Consider the following 20,042-nt stretch of genomic DNA (forward strand, 5'->3'; position numbering starts at 1 on the left):
TGTGTATGAGAGACAGGGCCTGTAGGAAGGTATTGCCCGCGGGGGGCGGCGGGGCGGGCTCGGGCGATGGCTCGGGATCGGCGTGAGCCACCGACGGAATCGTCAGAGCCACCACCGTGGCACCGGCCAACGTGGCCATCGCCAGCCGATTCACGCGGCGCTTGCGGTGTTCAGGGATCGCGTCCGGGTCATGCATGCTGACGAAACTACAGTGTTGCTGCCGTGACGCAAGTGTGGGGCGGTCTCAAAGTGTCTATCTGTGAGATTGCTGACAGGCTTATAACGTGAGCTAGCGCCGTTGGCGAAAATTGCTGGCACGACAAGGCCCTCGCGCGCGTGCGCGAGGCTTGACCATTTGATCGGGCCATCCGTGGCCACCGTTACGGAATCTGGTGAATGGTGACTTCCTGCGCCTTCACCGAGAAGTGAACGCGCTCCCCCGGCGTCACCCCAAGCTCGGCGGCGGACTCGGCGGTGATGTCGGCGGCCAGGCCGGGCGCGCCGTCGGGTTGCTCGTCGGCACGCACGCGAAGTGCCGATCCGCTGCTGCCGAGTTCGGCCACCACCACTTCGACGGTGTTTCTCGGGCTGCCGTGCGGCTTGTCGCGGTAGACCGCGACGGCCGAAGGCGGGAACACCGCCACCGCCGCCTGTCCCACCACCATGCCCGATGTGGGGTTGCCGTGCCAGGCGGTCCCCCACTCCGTGGTGAGCACGCCGTTCGGACCTGCGATGCCGCTGACGAGGTTCACGCCTGCGAACCGCGCTCCGAAACGACTTCGGGGTGCAGCCAATATCGCAGCCGTCGAACCGGTTTCGACGACCCGGCCAGCCTCCACGATGAGCACCCGGTCGGCCAGGGTCAACACGTCGAGGACATCGTGGGTGACCAAGACGGCGGATCGCCCGTTGCGGGTCAATGTGTGACGCAGCAGCTTTCGCATCGCGGTCGCGGTGGACACATCGAGACCGGCGAGCGGTTCGTCGAGCAGCAGAACGGCGGGATCCGCCGCCAACGCTCGCGCAAGGGCGACGCGCTGGGCCTGGCCGCCGGACAACTGCCGCGGCATTCGGTCGGCCAGCTCGACGGCGTCGACCTGGTCCAGCCAGGACACGGCGATCTCGCGAGCCGCCCGACGCGGTCTCTTCCCGTGGCCGCTGCGTGGCGCGAAGGCCACGTTGGCAGCGACATCGAGGTGAGGGAACAACAATGCGTCCTGCAGCAGTAGGCCGACCCGCCGAGCGTGGGTCGGGACGAACACTCCTGCTGCGGTATCGGTGAGCACACGGTCACCCAGTCGCACCTGTCCCGAGTCCGGGCGCATCAGGCCGGCGATCACATGCAGCGCGGTCGATTTTCCTGCACCGTTTGGTCCGAGCACGGCAAGCACTTCGCCTGCGGCGACGGTCAATTCGATATCGAAGCCACGCTGGGCCGCGATCGCGCGCACGTGAACATCGGTCACTGGACCCTCCCTGCCATCGCGGAACCCGCGCGCAGTGTGCGCGCGCCGAGCACGAGCACGACGACGGCGGCGACCACGACCAACAGCACCGAGAGGGCGACGGCGGCGTCGGCGTCGGTTTCACGTTGCAGGTAGATCTCCAAGGGGAGTGTCCGGGTGACGCCCTCGCGGGAGCCCGCGAACGTCAACGTGGCGCCGAACTCACCCAACGAGCGGGCGAACGCCAACACCGCGCCGGAGACCAGGCCCGGCGCCAGAAGAGGCAGCGAAACCCGCCACCACACCGTGGTCGGCCTGGCGCCGAGCGTGGCCGCCACCACGTCGTAGTCGCGGCCGGACGTGCGGGCCGCGCCTTCCAGTGCGATGACGAGAAACGGCAGCGAGACGAAGGTCTGCGCCAGTACCACCGCCGTGGTGGTGAACGCGATCCGAATGCCTGCCGCGTCGAGGTACTGGCCGATCAACCCCAGCCGGCCGAACGCGTACAGCAGCGCGATACCCCCCACCACCGGCGGAAGCACCAGCGGTAGCAGCAGCAGCGGACGGATCACCTGTATCGCCCGCCCGTCGTTACGGGCCAGCACGAGCGCCATCGGAACGCCGAACAGCACGCACAGCAGCGTGCTCGCGGCCGCCGTCTTGAGGCTCAATACCAGTGCGGCGCGGGAGGACTCGCTCGAGATCAGGCTCAAGAACTGCGGCCAGTCCACCTTCGCCACGACGGCGATGAGTGGGAGCACCACGAACAGCGCCCCGACTGCGGCGGGCAGGTAGATCCAGCGCGGCAGCGCAGACGCGGTAGTCAAGGCCTGGAGCCGCAGGTGAGCGGGGAGAAATAACTCACGGTGCAAACCCTAGGTCACCGAACGATCGCAGGTCGGAATCGGCGCGGAACGGATCAGCGCGTCGGGTTTCGCCGAATAGCTACTGTCCAGTAACATCGTCGGCGGATCGCTGCCACGGCGGCAGAGGTCCTGCGCTGACAGGGAGGTCTTGGCGATGGAGGTGCTGGTCACCGGCGGTGATACGGATCTGGGACGCGTGATCGCGGAAAACTACCGCGACGCGGGACACCAAGTGGTTATCACCGGCGCTCGCCGCGATGACCTGGAGGTGGCGGCCAAAGAACTCGACGTCGACGCGATCGTGTGCGACAACACCGATCCGGCGAGCCTGGAAGAGGCCCGCAGCCTGTTCCCGCACCATCTGGACACCATCGTCAACGTGCCCGCCCCGATCTGGGACGCGGGCGACCCGCGCACCTACACGCTGGCCGATCACGCCGCCGCCTGGCGAAACGCCTTGGACGCCACGATGCTGTCGACGGTGCTGACCATCCAGCTGCTCGGCGATCATCTGCGTTCGGGCGGTTCGATCATCAGCGTCGTCCCCGAGAACCCGCGTGAGGGCAGCGCCGACGCCGCGATCAAGGCGGCCGTATCGAACTGGGCCGAGGGTCAGGCGACCCATTTCGGCACGCGCGGCATCACGGTCAACGTCGTCGCGTCCGGCCGCAGCGCACAGGAGGGCTATGCCGGGCTCGGCAGCTCGGCCCCGGTGGCCGCGGAGATCGCCCGGCTGGCGCTGTTCCTGAGCACGCCAGCGGCTCGCCACATCACCGGGCAGACGATGCACGTCAGCAGTGGCGCGCTCGCTCAGATCGGCTGAATATTCCCGCGTTCGCCCGAAGCTAAAGCGGGGTGACCGCCCCGCTTAGTTGTGGTTACGTGAAGGCGTGACCATAAAACTCGGACTTCAAATCAACAACTTCTCCTACGGCACAGATGTGGCCGAGCTCTACCCCACCGTCATCGCGCAAGCTCAGGAAGCCGATACGTCGGGCTTCGACTCGCTATTCGTGATGGACCATTTTTATCAGCTGCCCGGAATCGGAACCCCCGATCAGCCCATGCTCGAGGCATACACCGCGCTGGGTGGATTGGCGACCGCGACGTCCACCCTCCAGCTCGGCACGCTGGTCACGGGCAACACCTACCGCAACCCCACTCATCTCGCGAAAGCCGTCACCACGCTGGACGTCATGAGTCAAGGGCGCGCCATTCTCGGCATCGGCACCGGCTGGTTCGAACTCGAACACGACCAGCTGGGCTACGAGTTCGGGACGTTCACCGACCGCTTCAACAAGCTGGACGAAGCGCTTCAGATCATCCTGCCGATGATCAAGGGTGAACGCCCAACGTTTGCCGGCAAGTACTACCGCACTCTGGAGGCGATGGCCAATCCGCGCTTCCGCGAACACATTCCGCTGCTGATCGGTGGGAGCGGCGAGAAGAAGACCATTCCGCTGGCGACCCGGCACTTCGACCATCTCAACGTTATCGCCGGCTTCGACGAGCTGGCCCGCAAGGTCGACGTCATCAAACAGAACTGCGAGAAAATCGACCGCGATCCTGCGACGCTAGAGACCAGCATGCTGATCGGTGTGGTCTTCGGAGACGGCGTGACGGCCGATGCGATCCCCGCAGGCTTTGAGCAGAACGCTGTGGCGGGGTCGTCCGCGGAGCACGTCGCCGAGCAGATCAAGACCAAGGTGTTCGATGCGGGCATCACAGGTGCGATCGTGTACATCCCCACCCAGGTGATCGGCTATCAGGAGGGTCAGATCACCGCGCTTGGCAAGGCTCTGCAGGCCGTACTCGACGGTTAAACATGCCTTTACGTGGCAAATCTCACGCGTATGCCTGCTCTCGACGGGATGGGGGCGGCTACGGTAGACGCTGTACCGAACGTGAGAATCGTCGAGGAGCAGGAGCTCATGAGCCACCCGGGAGCTACCCCGTCTGACCGGCACAAAGTGGTCATCATTGGGTCGGGATTCGGCGGGCTGACTGCCGCCAAGGCCCTCAAGCGCGCCGATGTCGACATCAAGATCATTGCCAAGACGACCCACCACCTGTTCCAGCCGCTGCTTTACCAGGTGGCGACCGGCATCATCTCGTCGGGAGAGATTGCGCCACCCACCCGGATGATCCTGCGCAAGCAGAAGAATGCCCAGGTGCTGCTTGGCGAAGCCACCCACGTCGACCTGGCGAAGAAATCTGTCCGGTCGAAACTGCTCGGCCACACGTATGTCACCCCGTACGACACGTTGATCGTGGCCGCGGGTGCCGGGCAGTCCTACTTCGGCAACGACCATTTTGCCGAGTTCGCCCCAGGCATGAAGTCCATTGACGACGCGCTGGAGCTGCGCGGCCGCATCCTCGGTGCGTTCGAGCAGGCCGAGCGGTCCAGTGACCCGAGTCGGCGCGAGAAGCTGCTGACCTTCGTCGTCGTCGGGGCCGGTCCGACCGGTGTGGAGATGGCAGGCCAGATCTCCGAGCTTTCCGATTACACCCTCAAGGGCGCGTTCCGGCACATCGATTCGACCAAGGCCAGGGTGATCCTGCTCGACGCTGCGCCCGCCGTGCTGCCCCCCATGGGCGAGAAGCTCGGCAAGAAGGCGCAGGCCCGGCTCGAGAAGATGGGCGTCGAGATCCAGCTCAACGCGATGGTCACCGACGTCGACCGCAACGGCATCACGGTCAAGGATTCCGACGGCACCACCCGCCGGATCGAATGCGCAACCAAGGTGTGGTCGGCGGGTGTGTCGGCCAGCCCGCTGGGCAAGCAGATCGCAGACCAGACAACCGGTGAGGTGGATCGGGCAGGACGGGTGAAGGTGCTGCCCGATCTCAGCGTCCCCGGTTACCCCAACGTGTTCGTCGTCGGCGACATGGCCGCCGTGGAAGGTGTGCCCGGGATGGCACAGGGCGCCATCCAAGGTGGAAAGTACGTCGCCACCGCGATCAAGTCCGAACTGAAGGGCGCCGATCCTCTCGAACGCGAGCCGTTCGAATACTTCGACAAGGGGTCGATGGCGACGGTGTCGCGGTTCTCCGCGGTGGCCCAGATCGGCCCTCTCGAGTTCGGTGGCTTCATCGCCTGGCTGGCGTGGCTGGTCCTGCACCTGGTGTATCTGGTCGGGTTCCGGCGCAAGATCGCCACGCTGCTGTCGTGGACGGTGACGTTCCTCGGCCGCGCTCGTGGAAATCTCTACATCACCGAGCAGCAGGCCTATGCCCGCACCCGAATCGAGGAACTCGAGGAGATCGCCGCGGCTGTCGAAGGCGAGAAAGCGGCAAGCTAGCTAGCTAGCTACCAGCCGCTCGCCCTGCCACGTCGCGAGGCTTCCGCCGTCGGCGAGTTGCAGCACGGTGCCCAACGCGTCGGCCGCGATGTCGGGGTAGCGCAGTTCGCTCACCGACGCCAGCGGCGCGGCCAGCAGGTCGTGGGTCGACGAATGCTCGCCGAGCTCGATCCGGTGCCGCAACAGCGGTTCGCCGCCGACGTCTGCATGGAGCGAGCTCGACCAAAAGCCTTGCCGTTCATCGGTTCTGCCGATCTGGACTCGTTCGCGCAGTCTGACGCGCCCAGACTCGTCGACCGATAGCCGAGTCGACGTCACATGCCGGGAACCACCAGCGACCACGGTGGGTTGCGGGTCCACGTCCAGGTCGCCGGCTACCTCGAGGTGCCAGTGCGCGGACGACTCTGCGGTGGCGCGACCGGGCAGCGTGACCGTCGCCGCGGCGCTGCGCACCCGCAGTGTTGCGCCGTGTTCGACGATCACCCGCAATGCGATGGTGTCGCCGCCGAGCGGTGTGGCCGCCGTGGAAACCAAGTGCACGGTGTTCGGCTCGGTGGCGCGCGCGGCGACCGCGCCAGCGCATTCGATCCACGGCTGCCTGCCTGCCCGCGCGACGATCAGGACGTCGGAATGCATCTACACGGCCTGCGTGACCCGCAGCTGCTCGCGCACCCACGTTTTGACAGGTCCTGCCGACGGGTCGTCGCGCAGCGAGATCAGCACCGTCGGCAGGTCACCGCGCGCGGTCGCGGCGTCGCGGCGCATCACGTCGAGATCGGCGCCGACCATCGGCGCCAGATCGGTCTTGTTGACCACCAGCAGGTCGGAGTAGGTGACACCGGGCCCACCCTTGCGGGGCACCTTGTCGCCGCCTGCGACGTCGACGACGAAGATCTGCACGTCGATCAGACCCGACGAGAACGTCGCGGTCAGGTTGTCGCCGCCCGACTCCACCAGGATGAGGTCGAGGTCATGAGCGGCGATGAGATCCTCGATGGCGTCGAGGTTGGCCGTGATGTCGTCGCGGATCGCGGTGTGCGGACAGCCTCCCGTCTGCACCGCGGAGATTCGGTTGTCGGGCAGCACCGCGTGCCTGCGCAGGAAGTCGGCGTCCTCGGTGGTGTAGATGTCGTTGGTCAACACCGCCAGCGACAGTTCGTCGCGCAGCTCGCGACACAGCGCGGCAACCAGGGCGGTCTTGCCTGAGCCGACGGGGCCGCCGATGCCGATCCGCAGCGGCTCCCCCGCCGTCCGCGGCCGCTTCGGCCGGTCGTGATGGCGATGCGGCTCGCCGTCGATGAAATGCGGTGGCATGGCGGTCAATCGGCCTTTCAGGAGACGAACAGTGGACGCTCGCGTTCGCTGTGGCGCTGGGCCAGCACGTCGAGCAGCGGGTCGGACAGGTCGGCGAGCTCTTTGCATGCCAGATCGGCGGTTTGATCGCACATCCCGGACAGCTCGAACGTCAGCGCCGCGACGTCGCCGGGATCCAACGCCAGCAGGCGCTGTGCGGCGGTCGCCGAGCCGGTCATCGTGGTGTACACGACGGACAGTGCCGTGTGCTGCTGGGTCATGCCACTCGCCGCGCCGACGACACCGGCCGCCACCGCGAGGTGCGGTGTGGCGCCCAGTGCGTCCCAGTTGCCGTCGACCCAGACCCGGCGCGCCAGCCTTGTCAGGCCGCGCCCCTGCGCGCGGGATGCCTGACGGGCGGCCGGAGCCGGTGTGCGGGCGTCGGTTTCGCGATCGGCGGCGGCGACCGAAAGCGATCCGGTGTGCACTGCTGCGGCAACCGACGCCGTCACCAACCCCTGGGTAGCGATTCGGCGAGTCAGGAACGCCCGCAATGTCGGGAGGTCAACGACCAGGCCGCTGGTCACCGCTTCCTCGACGCCGCCCGAATGCACATGCCCGCCGGTCGGTAGCCGGGAGTCGGCCAGTGCCAGCAGCGTCGCCAGGCTCGTCATCAGAACAGGAAATATCGTTGTGCCATGGGCAGTTCGGCCGCGGGCTGTTCCTGCCAGACCTCGCCGTCGATGCGGACCGTGAACGTGTCCGGCTCGACCTCGATCCGCGGCAGAGCATCGTTGAGCGGCATGTCGGCCTTGCCGATCTTGCGAACATCGGAGACCGGCACAAGGCGACGATTGACGGCGAGCCGGTCAGCCAGCTTGTCGTCGATCGCCTGCGGCGACACGAAGTGCACCGACGTGGCCGCAGCCGCGGCAGGCGCCGCCCCGAACATCGGCCGCGGCAATACCGGCTGCGGCGTCGGAATGGATGCATTCGCATCGCCCATCGCCGCCCACGCGATCATGCCGCCCTTGATGACCGCATGCGGTCGGACCCCGAAGAAGGCGGGCTCCCACAGCACCAGGTCGGCGAGCTTGCCGACCTCGACGGAGCCGATTTCCGAATCCAACCCATGCGCGACCGCCGGGCAGATGGTGTATTTCGCAACGTAGCGGCGGGCACGATTGTTATCCGCGTCGCCGTCGCCTTCCAGTGCGCCGCGGCGGCGCTTCATCACGTGTGCCGTCTGCCAGGTCCGCAACACCACCTCGCCGATGCGGCCCATCGCTTGGGCATCGCTACCGATCATCGAGATGGCGCCGATGTCGTGCAGTAGATCCTCCGCGGCGATCGTCGACGGTCGGATGCGACTCTCGGCGAAGGCGAGATCCTCTGGGACGCTTGGGTTCAGGTGATGGCACACCATCAGCATGTCCAGGTGTTCGTCGAGCGTGTTGACGGTGTGCGGCCGGGTCGGGTTCGTCGAACTCGGCAGCACATAGGACTCGGCCGCAACCGTGATGATGTCCGGCGCGTGCCCGCCGCCTGCGCCCTCGGTGTGGTAGGCGTGGATGGATCTGCCGCCGATCGCGTTGAGCGTGTTCTCCACAAAACCCATCTCGTTGAGGGTGTCGGTGTGGATGTTCACCTGAACGCCGGACGCCTCGGCAACCCTGAGGCAGGCGTCGATCGCCGCGGGCGTGGTGCCCCAGTCCTCGTGAAGCTTGAACCCCGCCGCGCCGGCGCGCAGTTGTTCCCACATCGCCTCGGTGCTGACCGTGTTGCCCTTGCCGAGAAGCGCGATGTTCAACGGCCACGTGTCCAACGACTCGAGGATCCGCGCCAGGTGCCACGCACCGGGGGTCACGGTGGTCGCCTTGCTGCCCTCCGCGGGACCCGTTCCGCCCGCGATGATGGTGGTGATGCCGCCCCCGAGGGCCTCTTCCATGATCTGCGGGCAGATGAGGTGCACGTGGCAGTCGATGGCGCCGGCCGTCACGATCCTGCCGTTACCCGCGATGATCTCGGTCGACGGTCCGACAACCAGATCGGGATGAACGCCGCTCATGGTGTCCGGGTTGCCAGCCTTGCCGATGGCGATGATGCGACCGTCGCGAATACCGATGTCGGCCTTGATGATCCCCCAGTAGTCGATGATCACCACGCCGGTGATGACGGTGTCCGGCGCGCCGTCGGCCCTGGTCGCACGGCCTTGCCCCATCGATTCGCGCAGCACCTTGCCGCCGCCGAACACCGCCTCGTCGCCCGCCAGGCCCGGACCCCCGCTGCGGTCTTCGGTGATCTCGACGAACAGGTCGGTGTCGGCCAGCCGGATCCGGTCGCCGGTGGTTGGCCCGAAAAGGGCGGCGTAGCGGGCCCTCGACAGTTCGGTCATGAGGCGTCCAATTTGCCGGGCGGATTGAGGCTCAGGCCGTGCACCTCGCGCGTGCCATTGAGCGGAACCAGCGAAATATGCTGGGCGACACCGGGTTCGAAGCGAACGGCGGTGCCGGCCGGGATATCGAGGCGGTGGCCGTGAGCGGCAGCCCGATCGAAGTCGAGTGCCGCGTTTGCCTGCGGTAGATGCACGTGGCTGCCGACCTGCACAGGGCGGTCACCGGTGTTGACGACGTCCATGGTGAGTCGCTGCGCGCCTTCGTTGATGGCGATATCGCCGTCGCCGTAGATGATTTGTCCCGGTGCCCAGGATGCGTGATCCGCCTTCGGCTCCTCGCTGTTCATGAGATCGGATCGTGGACGGTGACGAGTTTGGTGCCGTCGGGGAACGTCGCCTCCACCTGCACGTCGTGCAGCATCTCGGGGACGCCCTCCATCACCTCGTCGCGGCCGAGCACCTCGCGGCCGCTGACCATGAGCTCGGCGACGGTGCGCCCGTCGCGGGCACCCTCGAGCAGGTGGTCGGTCAGCAGGGCGACGGCCTCGGGGTGATTCAGCCGAAGTCCGCGCGCTTGACGGCGCCGGGCAAGCTCGGCCGCATACGAGATCAGCAGTCGGTCCTGCTCGTGCGGGGTGAGACGCATAGCGGGGATGCTGCCACGGGTGGCGCGAGTCCGCAGCGCTCGGTGCGCGCTATTCCTGCGAGATGTTCTGCAGCCGCACCTGTCCGCGTGCCACCATGCGGCCCTTGTCGTCGGTGATCTCGATCAACCAGAGCTGTTGGCGCCGACCGCGATGAATCGGCGTCGACACCGCTGTCACAGTGCCGGAGGAGATCGCGCGCAGGAAGTCGGTGTTGTTGTTGACACCGACGACCGTGCCGTCGGCACCCGTTTCGGCGAACCAGACAGCACCCGACACGCTCGCCAGGCTCTCGATGATGGAGCAGTACACACCGCCGTGCACGATCCCCCACGGCTGAAGCAGCTTGTCGTGAATCTCCAGTTCGGCACGTCCGCCGTCCGGAGTGATCTCGAGGAATTTGAGGCCCAGCTCGCTGTCGAACCCCTTACCGAGATCCTGCATTGGCACAGATGACACAAGGAGTGTCTACACGGTGAAGTCCCCACGCGCGCAGCGGGCCTCGCGATACCGTCGGGACATGGGTAAAAGTGTGAAGGATTTGGTAGCAGCGGCCAACGCGGTCGTGCCGCGTATTTCTGTCGACGACGCCAAGCGCAAGATCGAGGCCGGTGCCCTCGTCGTCGACGTCCGGGACGCCGCCGAGGTCGAAAAGAGCGGCAAGATCGCAGGTGCCGTCCACATCCCACGCGGGATGGTGGAGTTCCGCGCCGACGCCGATACCCCCTACTACGACAAGAACTTCGCGAAGGACAAAGCCGTCGTCCTGTACTGCGCGTCCGGCGGCCGGGCGGCACTGTCCGGGCAGGCGCTCAAGGAGATGGGCTACGACGAGGTATACAACCTCGGCGGGTTCGGCGACTGGGCGGAGAGCGGCGGCGCCGTCGAGAAGGGCTGAAGGAGCCTGGGGCGAGCCGGGGAAGAAAAGATAGTGGGCGGGCCCCGCACCAACGGCACGGGACCCGCCCTGGAGTGGACCGTGGGTCTCTGCAGCCCTCAGGACTCCGGCCGGTCCAACTACTAGCCTAGGATAGGCAAGCCTGCCCTAATTAAGCAAGCCCTTCCCCTCGCGGGGTCGCTGCCCGCCGCGGACCGGAAGCCCGAACCCGACCAGCGCGTCGAGTACCGCCTGCCCGCGACGCATGCTGACCAGTTCGCTTGACCTGGCCAGCAGGGGGATGTGCGTGGCGGCGCCAACCACCGCTGCGCCGACGATGTTCCACATCGACGACATCGAAATCGCCCCTCCGCTGACGTCGACGATCGTGGCGAACAACGGATTGAGCGCACGGTGGCTGCGGTGGGCGACCCAGGTCGTCAACGCCGCCTCGCTGGGCAGCCGGACCATTCCGTCGCGGGCGAAGCGCGCCGCGCCTACGTCTGTGCGGTCGCCGAAGAACGGATCGTCGGGCAGCGCCCGCAGCGTCGGATCGACCACGCCGACCCAGTCGATCGCACCCTCGGAATCGGCGTGCACCCAGAGGTTCTCCAGGCCGCTGTCCCACGCCCGTCCTTCGAGCACGAGGAGCGGAATCACCCTGCCGATGACGACATGCGCCACGGTTGCGGCAAGCTGCTGGGCGGCGGCCACTGGGCTGTCCATCTCGAGCGCGCCGATCTGGAACATCTCCCTGAGTCGATCCGTCGTGAGCGCCTCGTGAAGCGGCCACCACCGCCGCCGGGTCAGATCGGACATCACCGCGACGCCGTACACGCGGGGGCATTCGGGATACAGCTCGCGCAACCGGCGGCTTGACTCATGCAGTGGCAGCGTTCGCGTGATTGCCATGCCCGCGATGAGCGGGTCGTCGACCAAGACCGTCATGACACCTCCGAAGTAAGTTAGGGTAGCCTTACTATAGTCATGACGAAGTGTGCGGCTGCCTGCTGTGACTGGACTCACAGCGATGTCCCAGAGGGGGCGATGAGCGGTGCCGACGCAGCGCGCGGAGGCTGGACCACCGCACCTGCGGTTCGCATACGACGCACGGTAGTAACGCCGTAGTACCCTTGATGAATCGCCCTTTTGGAGATGAACAGAACATGGCCAAGTTGACGCGTCTAGGTGACCTCGAACGCGCGGTGATGGACCACCTGTGGGCATCGCGCGAACCTCAAACCGTGCGCCAGGTACACGAGGCGTTGGCAGCTGAGCGCGACCTGGCGTACACCACGATCATGACCGTGCTTCAGCGGCTGGCCAAAAAGAACCTCGTGGTTCAGCACCGCGACGACCGTGCCCACCGGTACGCGCCGACGCACGGCCGTGACGAACTGGTTGCCGGCCTGATGGTCGACGCACTCCACCAGGCCGCCGATTCCGGTGGCAGGGAGGCCGCGCTCGTGCACTTCGTCGAGCGGGTCGGCGCCGACGAGGCGGCCGCGCTGCGACGCGCACTTGCCGAGTTGGAGACGAACGCTGCGCACGCGAGCAACAAAACAGACGGTGACGAAATGCCCCCATCCGGTGGCGGTCCGGGCTCTCCCTAGGGGAGACTGGCAGGGTGTCAGCCCTGGCCTTCACGTTCGTCGCGCTGCTGCTGGTCGGACCCGTTCCGGCCTTGCTTGCCCGCGCGGTGTGGCCGATGCGGGCGCCACGGGCCTCGATCGTGTTGTGGCAGTCCATCGCGTTGGCCGCAGTACTGTCGGCGTTCAGCGCGGGGATCGCGATAGCGAGCCGGCTGTTCGTGCCCGGCCCGGACGGCCGGCCGACGGCGACCATCACGAGCGAGATCGAGGTGCTCGGCTGGCCGCTGTGGATCGCCTACGTGTTGGTCTTCGCCCTCACGATGCTCGTCGGCGCCAGGCTCGTGGTCGCCGTTGTTGAGGTGGCGATCGCGACGCGGCGGCGCCGGGCACACCACCGCATGGTGGTCGACCTGGTGGGCAAATCGCAGAAGTGGGGGCACCACCCGCGTGCCGGGGACGGGCTCCGAGTCCTCGACGTGGCCGAACCGTTGGCCTACTGCCTGCCCGGTGTGCGTAGTCGCGTCGTCGTCAGCGAGGGCACGCTGACGACCTTGGCGGACAAGGAGATAGCGGCCATCCTGTCCCACGAGCGTGCCCATCTGCGGGCCAGGCACGATCTGGTGCTCGAGATGTTCACCGCGGTGCACGCCGCGTTCCCTCGCTTTGTCCGAAGCGCCAGCGCACTGGATGCGGTTCGGCTTCTCATCGAGCTGCTCGCCGACGACGCCGCATTGCGGGCCACGGGTCCCGCTCCCCTGGCCCGCGCCCTTGTCGCCTGCGCGGCAGGCCGGACCCCTGCGGGCGCGATGGCCGCGGGCGGGCCTTCCACGGTGCTGCGGGTGCGGCGTCTGGGCGGTCGCGGCAATAGCATCGTGCTCGCCATGACTGCATACTTGGCGGCGGCTGCCGTGCTCGTCGTGCCAACCGTTGCGCTGGCGGTGCCGTGGCTCACCGAGCTACACCGACTGTTCATCGCATAGGCTGTGCCTTCTTATTTTCACCGAAACTACCTGTGCCACAACAAAACAACGAAAGGCTGCATTAGTTGTCTGAATCAGCTCAGTCCTCCGCTACCACTGGCACCGCTCAGATCGGCGTCACCGGCCTTGCCGTGATGGGATCCAACATCGCTCGAAACTTCGCCCATCACGGATACACCGTCGCCCTGCACAACAGGTCGATCGCCAAGACCGACGCCCTGCTCGAAGAGCACGGCTCGGAGGGCAAGTTCGTGCGCAGCGAGACGATCCCGGAATTCCTCGATGCGCTCGAAAAGCCCCGTCGGGTATTGATCATGGTCAAGGCTGGTGACCCGACCGACGCCGTCATCAACGAGCTCGCCGACGCGATGGAAGAGGGCGACATCATCATCGACGGCGGAAACGCGTTGTACACCGACACGATTCGTCGGGAGAAGGCGATGCGCGACCGCGGCCTGCACTTCGTCGGCGCAGGTATTTCCGGCGGCGAGGAGGGTGCGCTGAACGGCCCGTCGATCATGCCGGGCGGACCTGCGGAGTCCTACAAGTCGCTCGGCCCGCTGCTCGAGGAGATCTCCGCGCACGTCGACGGCGTGCCCTGCTGCACCCATATCGGCCCCGACGGCGCAGGCCATTTCGTGAAGATGGTGCACAACGGCATCGAGTACTCCGATATGCAGCTCATCGGCGAGGCCTACCAGCTTCTGCGTGACGGCCTCGGCAAGTCCGCAGGCGAGATCGCCGATGTCTTCGCCGAATGGAACAAGGGCGACCTCGACAGCTTCCTCATCGAGATCACCGCAGAGGTGCTGCGCCAGACCGACGCCAAGACGGGTAAGCCGCTGGTCGACGTCATCCTCGATGAGGCCGAACAGAAGGGCACCGGCCGCTGGACCGTCAAATCGGCACTCGACCTTGGGGTGCCAGTTACCGGCATCGCCGAGGCGGTGTTCGCCCGAGCGCTGTCCGGGTCCGTCGCACAACGCAAGGCCACCACCGGCCTTGCATCGGGCGATCTCGGCGAAAAGCCAACTGACGCAGCGCAATTCACCGAGGATGTGAGCAAGGCGCTGTACGCGTCGAAGATCATCGCCTATGCCCAGGGCTTCAACCAGATTCAAGCGGGCAGCGCTGAATACGACTGGGGCATCACACCCGGCGACCTCGCGACCATCTGGCGTGGCGGCTGCATCATCCGGGCGAAGTTCCTCAACCGGATCAAGGAGGCGTTCGACGAGAACCCGGATCTGCCGACGCTGATCGTGGCCCCGTACTTCCGCAGTGCGATCGAGTCCGCGATCGACAGCTGGCGCCGCGTGGTGGTCACCGCGACCCAGCTCGGCATCCCGATCCCGGGCTTCAGCTCGGCGCTGTCGTACTACGACGCCCTGCGCACCGAGCGGCTGCCCGCCGCGTTGACACAGGGCCTTCGCGACTTCTTCGGTGCACACACCTACGGTCGCATCGACGACGACCCGAGCAAGAAGTTCCACACCCTCTGGAGCGGGGACCACACTGAAGTGCCCGCCTGAGCGCACCCAACCGTCGAGACTGCGGGCAGATCGCCATAGCGCTCTGACACGCGATCTCTCCGCAGTTTCGGCGAGTATCTAGACTGGTCAGCGATGAGATTTCTGGACCGGCACTCGCCGCCTTATGACCTGACCTACGACGACGTATTCATCGTTCCCGGTCGGTCGGATGTGGCGTCGCGGTTCGACGTCGACCTGTCGACCTCCGACGGTTCGGGCACCACCATCCCCGTCGTGGTGGCCAACATGACGGCGGTCGCAGGCAGGCGGATGGCCGAGACGGTGGCCCGACGCGGCGGACTCGTGGTTCTGCCGCAGGACCTTCCGATCTCAGCGGTCAAGGAAACGGTCGACTTCGTCAAGACCCGCGACCTCGTCGTGGACACACCTGTGACGCTTCTGCCCGACGATTCGGTGTCCGACGCCACCGCGCTGATCCACAAACGTGCCCACGGCGCCGCGGTGGTGGTGTCAGAAGGCCGACCGATCGGTCTGGTCACCGAGGCCAACTGCTTCGGCGTCGACCGTTTCGCAAGGGTGCGCGACGTCTCGATCACCGATTTCGTCACGGCACCCGTTGGCACCGACCCGCGAAAGGTCTTCGACCTGCTCGAACACGCCCCGGTCGACGTCGCGGTGATGACCGATGCCGACGGCATCCTGGCAGGCGTGCTGACCCGCACCGGCGCGATCCGGGCCGGGATCTACACCCCTGCCATCGACTCCCGTGGCCGGTTGCGGATCGCGGCGGCGATCGGCATCAACGGCGATGTCGGAGCCAAGGCGCGTGCGCTGGCCGAGGCGGGCGCCGACCTGCTCGTGGTCGACACCGCGCACGGGCATCAGGCCAAGATGCTGGACGCGATCGACGCGGTGTCCTCGCTCGACCTGGGCCTGCCGCTGGCGGCAGGCAACGTGGTGTCGGCGGAGGGCACAAGGGACCTGATCAACGCGGGGGCATCCATCGTCAAGGTCGGTGTCGGTCCTGGTGCCATGTGCACCACGAGGATGATGACCGGCGTCGGCCGTCCGCAGTTCTCCGCTGTCGTCGAATGTGCCGCGGCGGCAAGGCAACTCGGCGGCCACGTCTGGGCCGACGGTGGTGTGCGTCATCCGCGCGATGTCGCGCTGGCGCTCGCCGCGGGTGCGTCCAACGTGATGATCGGGTCGTGGTTCGCAGGCACCTACGAGTCGCCTGGCGACCTGATGCGCGATCGCGAGGACCAGCCGTACAAGGAGAGCTACGGCATGGCATCCAAGCGGGCGGTGGCCGCGCGAACGGCGGGCGACAGCCCGTTCGACCGTGCCCGCAAGGCGCTGTTCGAGGAAGGGATCTCCACGTCGCGGATGGGTCTTGACCCATCGCGCGGTGGTGTGGAGGATCTGCTCGACCACGTCACCTCGGGTGTGCGGAGCACGTGCACATACGTCGGGGCCAACACCATCGCCGAGTTGCACGAGAAGGCCGTGCTGGGCGTTCAGTCGGCGGCGGGCTTCGCCGAGGGCCACCCGCTACCGACGGGTTGGTAACTCAGCCGATCCGGTCCGACCGGCTAACATAAGGCATTCATTTTGGCCACCCACAGAAAGGTAATTCGTGCCGCAGGCACCCGTTGAGGCCTCGAGCTTCCGGGACGAGGGGCAGGCCCCGCCGATGCCGGGAAATGTGACCGGAGCCGAGCCCGACGCCGAACCCTCCTCTAGTCGGCCGGACATTCGGTCCGGCGAGGGTCTGACGAGGACGCGATGAGCGTCGCTTACACACTGCTGGCCCTGTTGGCCTTCATCGTCCTCACGCTGGGGACGGCGGTTTTCGTGGCGGCCGAGTTCTCTTTGACGGCCCTGGAGCGCAGCACGGTCGACGCCAACGCCCGCACCGGTGGCCGGCGTGACCAGCTGGTCCAGCGCGCCCACAGGACGTTGTCATTCCAATTGTCCGGTGCGCAGGTCGGCATATCGGTGACCACGCTCATCACCGGCTACCTCGCCGAGCCGCTGATCGCACGGCTGCTGACGCCCGCCTTCGCGGGCTTGTCGCTGAGTGAGGGCGTCGCGGGTGGCCTGGCCCTTGCGCTCTCGCTGCTGATCGCCACCTCGGTGTCGATGGTCTTCGGCGAGCTGGTTGCGCAGTACCTTGCGGTGGCACGGCCGTTGGAGACCGCGCGCGTGGTGGCCGGGCCCCAAGTGTTGTTCTCGATGTTCTTCACCCCGGTGATCAAACTGACGAACGGGACCGCCAACTGGATCCTGCGCAGGCTCGGCATCGAGCCCGCCGAGGAATTGCGCTCGGCGCGCTCACCGCAGGAGCTCGGTTCGCTGGTCCGCAACTCCGCGCGCCGTGGCGCACTCGACCCGGTGACGGCCGCCCTGGTGGACCGTTCGCTGCAGTTCGGGTCGCGAACCGCCGAGGAGCTGATGACACCGCGGTCCAAGATCGAGGTCCTGCAGGCCGACCAGAACGTCGCCGATCTTGTCGTGATGGCGATGGAGACCGGCTACTCCCGCTTCCCGATCGTGGAGGGCGACCTGGACGAGACGATCGGGCTCGTGCACGTCAAACAGGTCTTCGAGGTGGCGCCCGGCGATCGACCGCGCACCGCGCTGGCCGGCCTGGCCACCGAGGTGCCCGTGGTGCCCTCGACGCTCGACGGCGACGACGTGATGGCGCAGGTGCGGGCCAGCGGGCTGCAAACCGTGCTGGTGGCCGACGAATACGGCGGCACCGCAGGGATGGTCACCATGGAAGACCTGATCGAGGAGATCGTCGGCGACGTCCGCGATGAGCACGACGACGTGACACCCGATGTGCTGCGAATGAGCCGCGACAGCTGGCGAGTTTCGGGGCTGCTGCGCATCGATGAGGTGGCCGAGAACGCCGGATTCCGCGCTCCCGAAGGCGAATACGAGACGATCGGCGGCCTGGTGATGCAGGAGCTCGGCCACATTCCCAAGCCAGGCGAGGCCGTCGAGCTGACAGCATTCGACACCGACGGGCCGATGGACGATCCGGTGCGCTGGCTGGCGACGGTCGTGCGGATGGACGGCAGGCGCATCGATCTGCTCGAGCTGACCAAGCAGGGCCGCCGCGGCGACTCCGACGACCGAGGCGGTGAGCGCTGATGGGCGGCGACATCCTCGGGGTGCTTCTCACCGTTGCGCTGCTCGCGGCGAACGCGTTCTTCGTCGGTGCGGAGTTCGCGCTGATCTCGGCGCGCCGCGATCGCCTCGAAGCACTCGCCGAACAGGGCAAGCGCCGCGCGGTCGCGGTGATCCGAGCCGGCCAGAACCTGTCGGTGATGCTGGCGGGAGCGCAGCTCGGCATCACGATCTGCTCGATTCTGCTCGGCCGGGTCGGTGAGCCCGCGGTGGCGCACCTGCTCGAGAAGCCGTTCGACCTGCTCGGCGTCCCCGACGCCCTTCTGCACACGGTGTCGTTCGTCATCGCGATCACGATCGTCGTGGTGCTGCATGTGCTGCTCGGCGAGATGGTGCCCAAGAACATTGCCATCGCAGGCCCGGAGTCGGCGGCGATGCTGCTCGTCCCGCCGTATCTGGCGTGGGTTCGTCTGGCGCGGCCCGTTATCGCGGTGTACGACTGGTGCGCGCACATGGTGCTTCGCACCGTGGGCATCAAGGCCAAACCCGAACTGGAGAACACGGTTTCGTCGGTCGAGCTCTCGGAGATGATCGCCGAGTCGTTGTCCGAGGGACTGCTCGACACCGAGGAACACAACAGGTTGTCGCGCGCCCTGCAGATTCGCACCCGGGTCGTCGCCGATGTGGCCATCCCGCTGAGCGAGGTCCACGCGGTGTCCGCGGCCGCCGCCGACAGCGGCCCCACCGTCCGGGCGATCCAACAGGCCCTGGAGGACAGCGGCTACTCCCGATTCCCTGTCACCGGCGGTGACGGGCGGTTCATCGGTTACGTCCACATCAAGGACATCTTGAAGCTGGTGAACGACACCGACGCCGTCGTCGACCTCGGGGTGGTCAGGCCGCTGCCCCAGGTGCCCGCGTCGTTGCCGCTGCCCGACGCGTTGTCGCGGCTGCGCCGCAGCAACAGTCACCTCGCCCTGGTCACCGCCGAAGACGGCAGCGTGACTGCGATGGTGGCACTCGAGGATCTCGTCGAGGACCTGGTCGGCACGATGCGACATCGGACCCACGGTGGCTGACTGGCTGCTCGCCGAGGACGACTGGACGACGCGAGAGCGGGCGCATCGCAGCCGCGTCGAGGAGTTCCTCGCGCCGCACCGCGAGCGGGCGCAGATCGGCGAGCCACATCCGGTGTGGGACTTCCTGTTTCGCTATTACAGCCTGCGGCCGCGCCAACTTCACGTCTGGCATCCCGGCTTCGGCGTTGTGCTCGGCGGACCGGACAGCAGGGCCGCGCGGGCCTATCTGAACCGCACCGGATACGGTCCCCATCCGGCGGGCGTGACGGTGGCCTTCGAGCATCTGAGGTCCCGCGTCGACACCGTGGGATTCGTCGCGAATCTGTTGCGCGCCACGGCAAGCCGCTCCCCCAGGATGAATTGCTTCGGAATGCACGAGTGGGCGATGGTGTACCGGGCGCCGGCCGTGCGGCACGAACGGGTGCCGCTGCGGCTCGGAAAGGACGCAACCGACGCGGTTGTGGAGTCGATACCGTTGCGCTGCACCCACTTCGACGCGTTCCGGTTCTTCACTGAACCAGCGGCCGCGATGAACGCGGGCACCCCTTCACGCGCCGAGCAGTCGGGTTGGGAGCAGCCGGGCTGCGTGCACGCCAACATGGACCTGTACAAGTGGTGCTACAAGTTGGGTCCCCTCGTCGAGTCCGAGTTGCTGATCGGCTGCCTCGAGCTGGCCGCCGACGCCCGCGCGCTCGACATGCGAGCCAGCCCGTACGACCTCACCGGCTACGGTTTCGAGCCGATCGCCGTCGAAACCCCGGCCGGTCGGGCGCTCTACGTCCGTGAGCAGCAGGAGGTCGCCGCGCGGGCGGCGCCGTTGCGGACCGCGATCGCCGACCGATGTGACCAATTGCTGGCCGCAGCGCTGACCGCCGCCGGGAATTAGCCCTGCTACTCGCGGGTAAACTGGATCGACGGCAGTGCGCCATGCGGCGCCATGC

General features: G+C 66.9%; 21 protein-coding genes and 1 pseudogene. 11 read left to right on the forward strand and 11 right to left on the reverse strand.

Annotated elements, in window-relative coordinates; all coding sequences use genetic code 11:
* The 3 genes and pseudogenes from D6M19_RS31520 to D6M19_RS31530 form a co-directional block, all read right to left on the reverse strand.
* Window positions 1–196 (reverse strand): annotated as a pseudogene (locus D6M19_RS31520) (alanine and proline-rich secreted protein Apa); the annotation flags it as partial.
* A 184-nt stretch (window positions 197–380) separates the two neighbouring features.
* Window positions 381–1,466 carry a sulfate/molybdate ABC transporter ATP-binding protein gene (locus D6M19_RS35365; protein WP_123029235.1) on the reverse strand — a complete coding sequence of 362 codons (1,086 nt, stop codon included), beginning with the start codon at window positions 1,464–1,466 and terminating at the stop codon, window positions 381–383.
* Window positions 1,463–2,272, reverse strand: coding sequence for an ABC transporter permease (locus tag D6M19_RS31530; RefSeq protein WP_123029236.1), 810 nt, complete (start codon window positions 2,270–2,272; stop codon window positions 1,463–1,465). Before D6M19_RS31530 ends, D6M19_RS35365 begins: the two co-directional genes overlap by 4 nt.
* Window positions 2,273–2,459: 187 nt before the next feature.
* On the opposite strand from D6M19_RS31530, the gene D6M19_RS31535 reads away from it, so the two are divergent.
* The 3 genes from D6M19_RS31535 to D6M19_RS31545 all read left to right on the forward strand — a co-directional run bounded on the left by D6M19_RS31535 (window position 2,460) and on the right by D6M19_RS31545 (window position 5,613).
* Window positions 2,460–3,134 (forward strand): SDR family oxidoreductase, encoded by a 675-nt coding sequence (locus tag D6M19_RS31535; RefSeq protein WP_206428687.1) that lies wholly within the window; start codon window positions 2,460–2,462, stop codon window positions 3,132–3,134.
* A 67-nt stretch (window positions 3,135–3,201) separates the two neighbouring features.
* Window positions 3,202–4,134, forward strand: coding sequence for an LLM class F420-dependent oxidoreductase (locus D6M19_RS31540; protein WP_123029238.1), 933 nt, complete (start codon window positions 3,202–3,204; stop codon window positions 4,132–4,134).
* A 108-nt stretch (window positions 4,135–4,242) separates the two neighbouring features.
* Window positions 4,243–5,613 carry a type II NADH:quinone oxidoreductase Ndh gene (locus tag D6M19_RS31545; RefSeq protein WP_123029239.1) on the forward strand — a complete coding sequence of 457 codons (1,371 nt, stop codon included), beginning with the start codon at window positions 4,243–4,245 and terminating at the stop codon, window positions 5,611–5,613.
* On the opposite strand, the gene D6M19_RS31550 is transcribed toward D6M19_RS31545, so the two are convergent.
* Genes D6M19_RS31550 through D6M19_RS31580 form a run of 7 tightly spaced genes read right to left on the reverse strand, consistent with a single transcriptional unit; the run spans window position 5,614 to window position 10,389 of the window.
* Window positions 5,614–6,249, reverse strand: coding sequence for an urease accessory protein UreD (locus D6M19_RS31550; protein WP_123029240.1), 636 nt, complete (start codon window positions 6,247–6,249; stop codon window positions 5,614–5,616).
* Window positions 6,250–6,927 carry an urease accessory protein UreG gene (ureG, locus tag D6M19_RS31555; RefSeq protein ID WP_123029241.1) on the reverse strand — a complete coding sequence of 226 codons (678 nt, stop codon included), beginning with the start codon at window positions 6,925–6,927 and terminating at the stop codon, window positions 6,250–6,252.
* 17 nt (window positions 6,928–6,944) lie between these two features.
* Window positions 6,945–7,580 (reverse strand): urease accessory protein UreF, encoded by a 636-nt coding sequence (locus D6M19_RS31560; RefSeq protein WP_123029242.1) that lies wholly within the window; start codon window positions 7,578–7,580, stop codon window positions 6,945–6,947.
* Window positions 7,580–9,301, reverse strand: coding sequence for an urease subunit alpha (locus D6M19_RS31565; protein WP_123029243.1), 1,722 nt, complete (start codon window positions 9,299–9,301; stop codon window positions 7,580–7,582). Before D6M19_RS31565 ends, D6M19_RS31560 begins: the two co-directional genes overlap by 1 nt.
* Window positions 9,298–9,648: an urease subunit beta gene (locus D6M19_RS31570; protein ID WP_123029244.1), complete on the reverse strand. Its 351-nt coding sequence runs from the start codon at window positions 9,646–9,648 to the stop codon at window positions 9,298–9,300. The genes D6M19_RS31565 and D6M19_RS31570 overlap by 4 nt, the downstream gene beginning before the upstream one ends.
* Window positions 9,645–9,947, reverse strand: a complete 303-nt coding sequence (locus D6M19_RS31575; protein ID WP_123029245.1) for an urease subunit gamma — start codon at window positions 9,945–9,947, stop codon at window positions 9,645–9,647. The genes D6M19_RS31570 and D6M19_RS31575 overlap by 4 nt, the downstream gene beginning before the upstream one ends.
* 49 nt (window positions 9,948–9,996) lie before the next feature.
* Window positions 9,997–10,389 (reverse strand): PaaI family thioesterase, encoded by a 393-nt coding sequence (locus D6M19_RS31580; protein ID WP_123029246.1) that lies wholly within the window; start codon window positions 10,387–10,389, stop codon window positions 9,997–9,999.
* 76 nt (window positions 10,390–10,465) lie between these two features.
* Between D6M19_RS31580 and D6M19_RS31585 the strand changes: the two genes are divergently transcribed.
* A complete protein-coding gene (locus D6M19_RS31585) occupies window positions 10,466–10,843 on the forward strand; it encodes a rhodanese-like domain-containing protein (RefSeq protein WP_123029247.1) in 378 nt (125 codons plus the stop codon).
* 147 nt (window positions 10,844–10,990) lie between these two features.
* Here D6M19_RS31585 and D6M19_RS31590 read toward each other — a convergent pair whose 3' ends face one another.
* Complete coding sequence (locus D6M19_RS31590) at window positions 10,991–11,770, reverse strand: iron reductase (protein WP_123029248.1); 780 nt, start codon at window positions 11,768–11,770, stop codon at window positions 10,991–10,993.
* A gap of 218 nt (window positions 11,771–11,988) precedes the next feature.
* On the opposite strand from D6M19_RS31590, the gene D6M19_RS31595 reads away from it, so the two are divergent.
* The 7 genes from D6M19_RS31595 (at window position 11,989) to D6M19_RS31625 (ending at window position 19,987) form a co-directional block, all read left to right on the forward strand.
* Window positions 11,989–12,435: a BlaI/MecI/CopY family transcriptional regulator gene (locus D6M19_RS31595; RefSeq protein ID WP_123029249.1), complete on the forward strand. Its 447-nt coding sequence runs from the start codon at window positions 11,989–11,991 to the stop codon at window positions 12,433–12,435.
* 14 nt (window positions 12,436–12,449) lie between these two features.
* A complete protein-coding gene (locus D6M19_RS31600; protein WP_123029250.1) occupies window positions 12,450–13,394 on the forward strand; it encodes a M56 family metallopeptidase in 945 nt (314 codons plus the stop codon).
* 65 nt (window positions 13,395–13,459) lie between these two features.
* Window positions 13,460–14,926 (forward strand): NADP-dependent phosphogluconate dehydrogenase, encoded by a 1,467-nt coding sequence (gndA, locus tag D6M19_RS31605; RefSeq protein WP_123029251.1) that lies wholly within the window; start codon window positions 13,460–13,462, stop codon window positions 14,924–14,926.
* 93 nt (window positions 14,927–15,019) lie between these two features.
* A complete protein-coding gene (locus D6M19_RS31610) occupies window positions 15,020–16,456 on the forward strand; it encodes a GuaB1 family IMP dehydrogenase-related protein (RefSeq protein WP_123029252.1) in 1,437 nt (478 codons plus the stop codon).
* A gap of 216 nt (window positions 16,457–16,672) precedes the next feature.
* Window positions 16,673–18,046 (forward strand): hemolysin family protein, encoded by a 1,374-nt coding sequence (locus tag D6M19_RS31615; RefSeq protein WP_123029253.1) that lies wholly within the window; start codon window positions 16,673–16,675, stop codon window positions 18,044–18,046.
* A complete protein-coding gene (locus D6M19_RS31620) occupies window positions 18,046–19,101 on the forward strand; it encodes a hemolysin family protein (protein WP_123029254.1) in 1,056 nt (351 codons plus the stop codon). Before D6M19_RS31615 ends, D6M19_RS31620 begins: the two co-directional genes overlap by 1 nt.
* Window positions 19,094–19,987 carry a 3-methyladenine DNA glycosylase gene (locus D6M19_RS31625; RefSeq protein WP_123029255.1) on the forward strand — a complete coding sequence of 298 codons (894 nt, stop codon included), beginning with the start codon at window positions 19,094–19,096 and terminating at the stop codon, window positions 19,985–19,987. Before D6M19_RS31620 ends, D6M19_RS31625 begins: the two co-directional genes overlap by 8 nt.
* Window positions 19,988–20,042: the final 55 nt, after the last annotated feature.

Origin of the sequence: Mycolicibacterium stellerae, assembly GCF_003719305.1 — a bacterium.
GTDB classification, from domain to species: domain Bacteria; phylum Actinomycetota; class Actinomycetes; order Mycobacteriales; family Mycobacteriaceae; genus Mycobacterium; species Mycobacterium stellerae.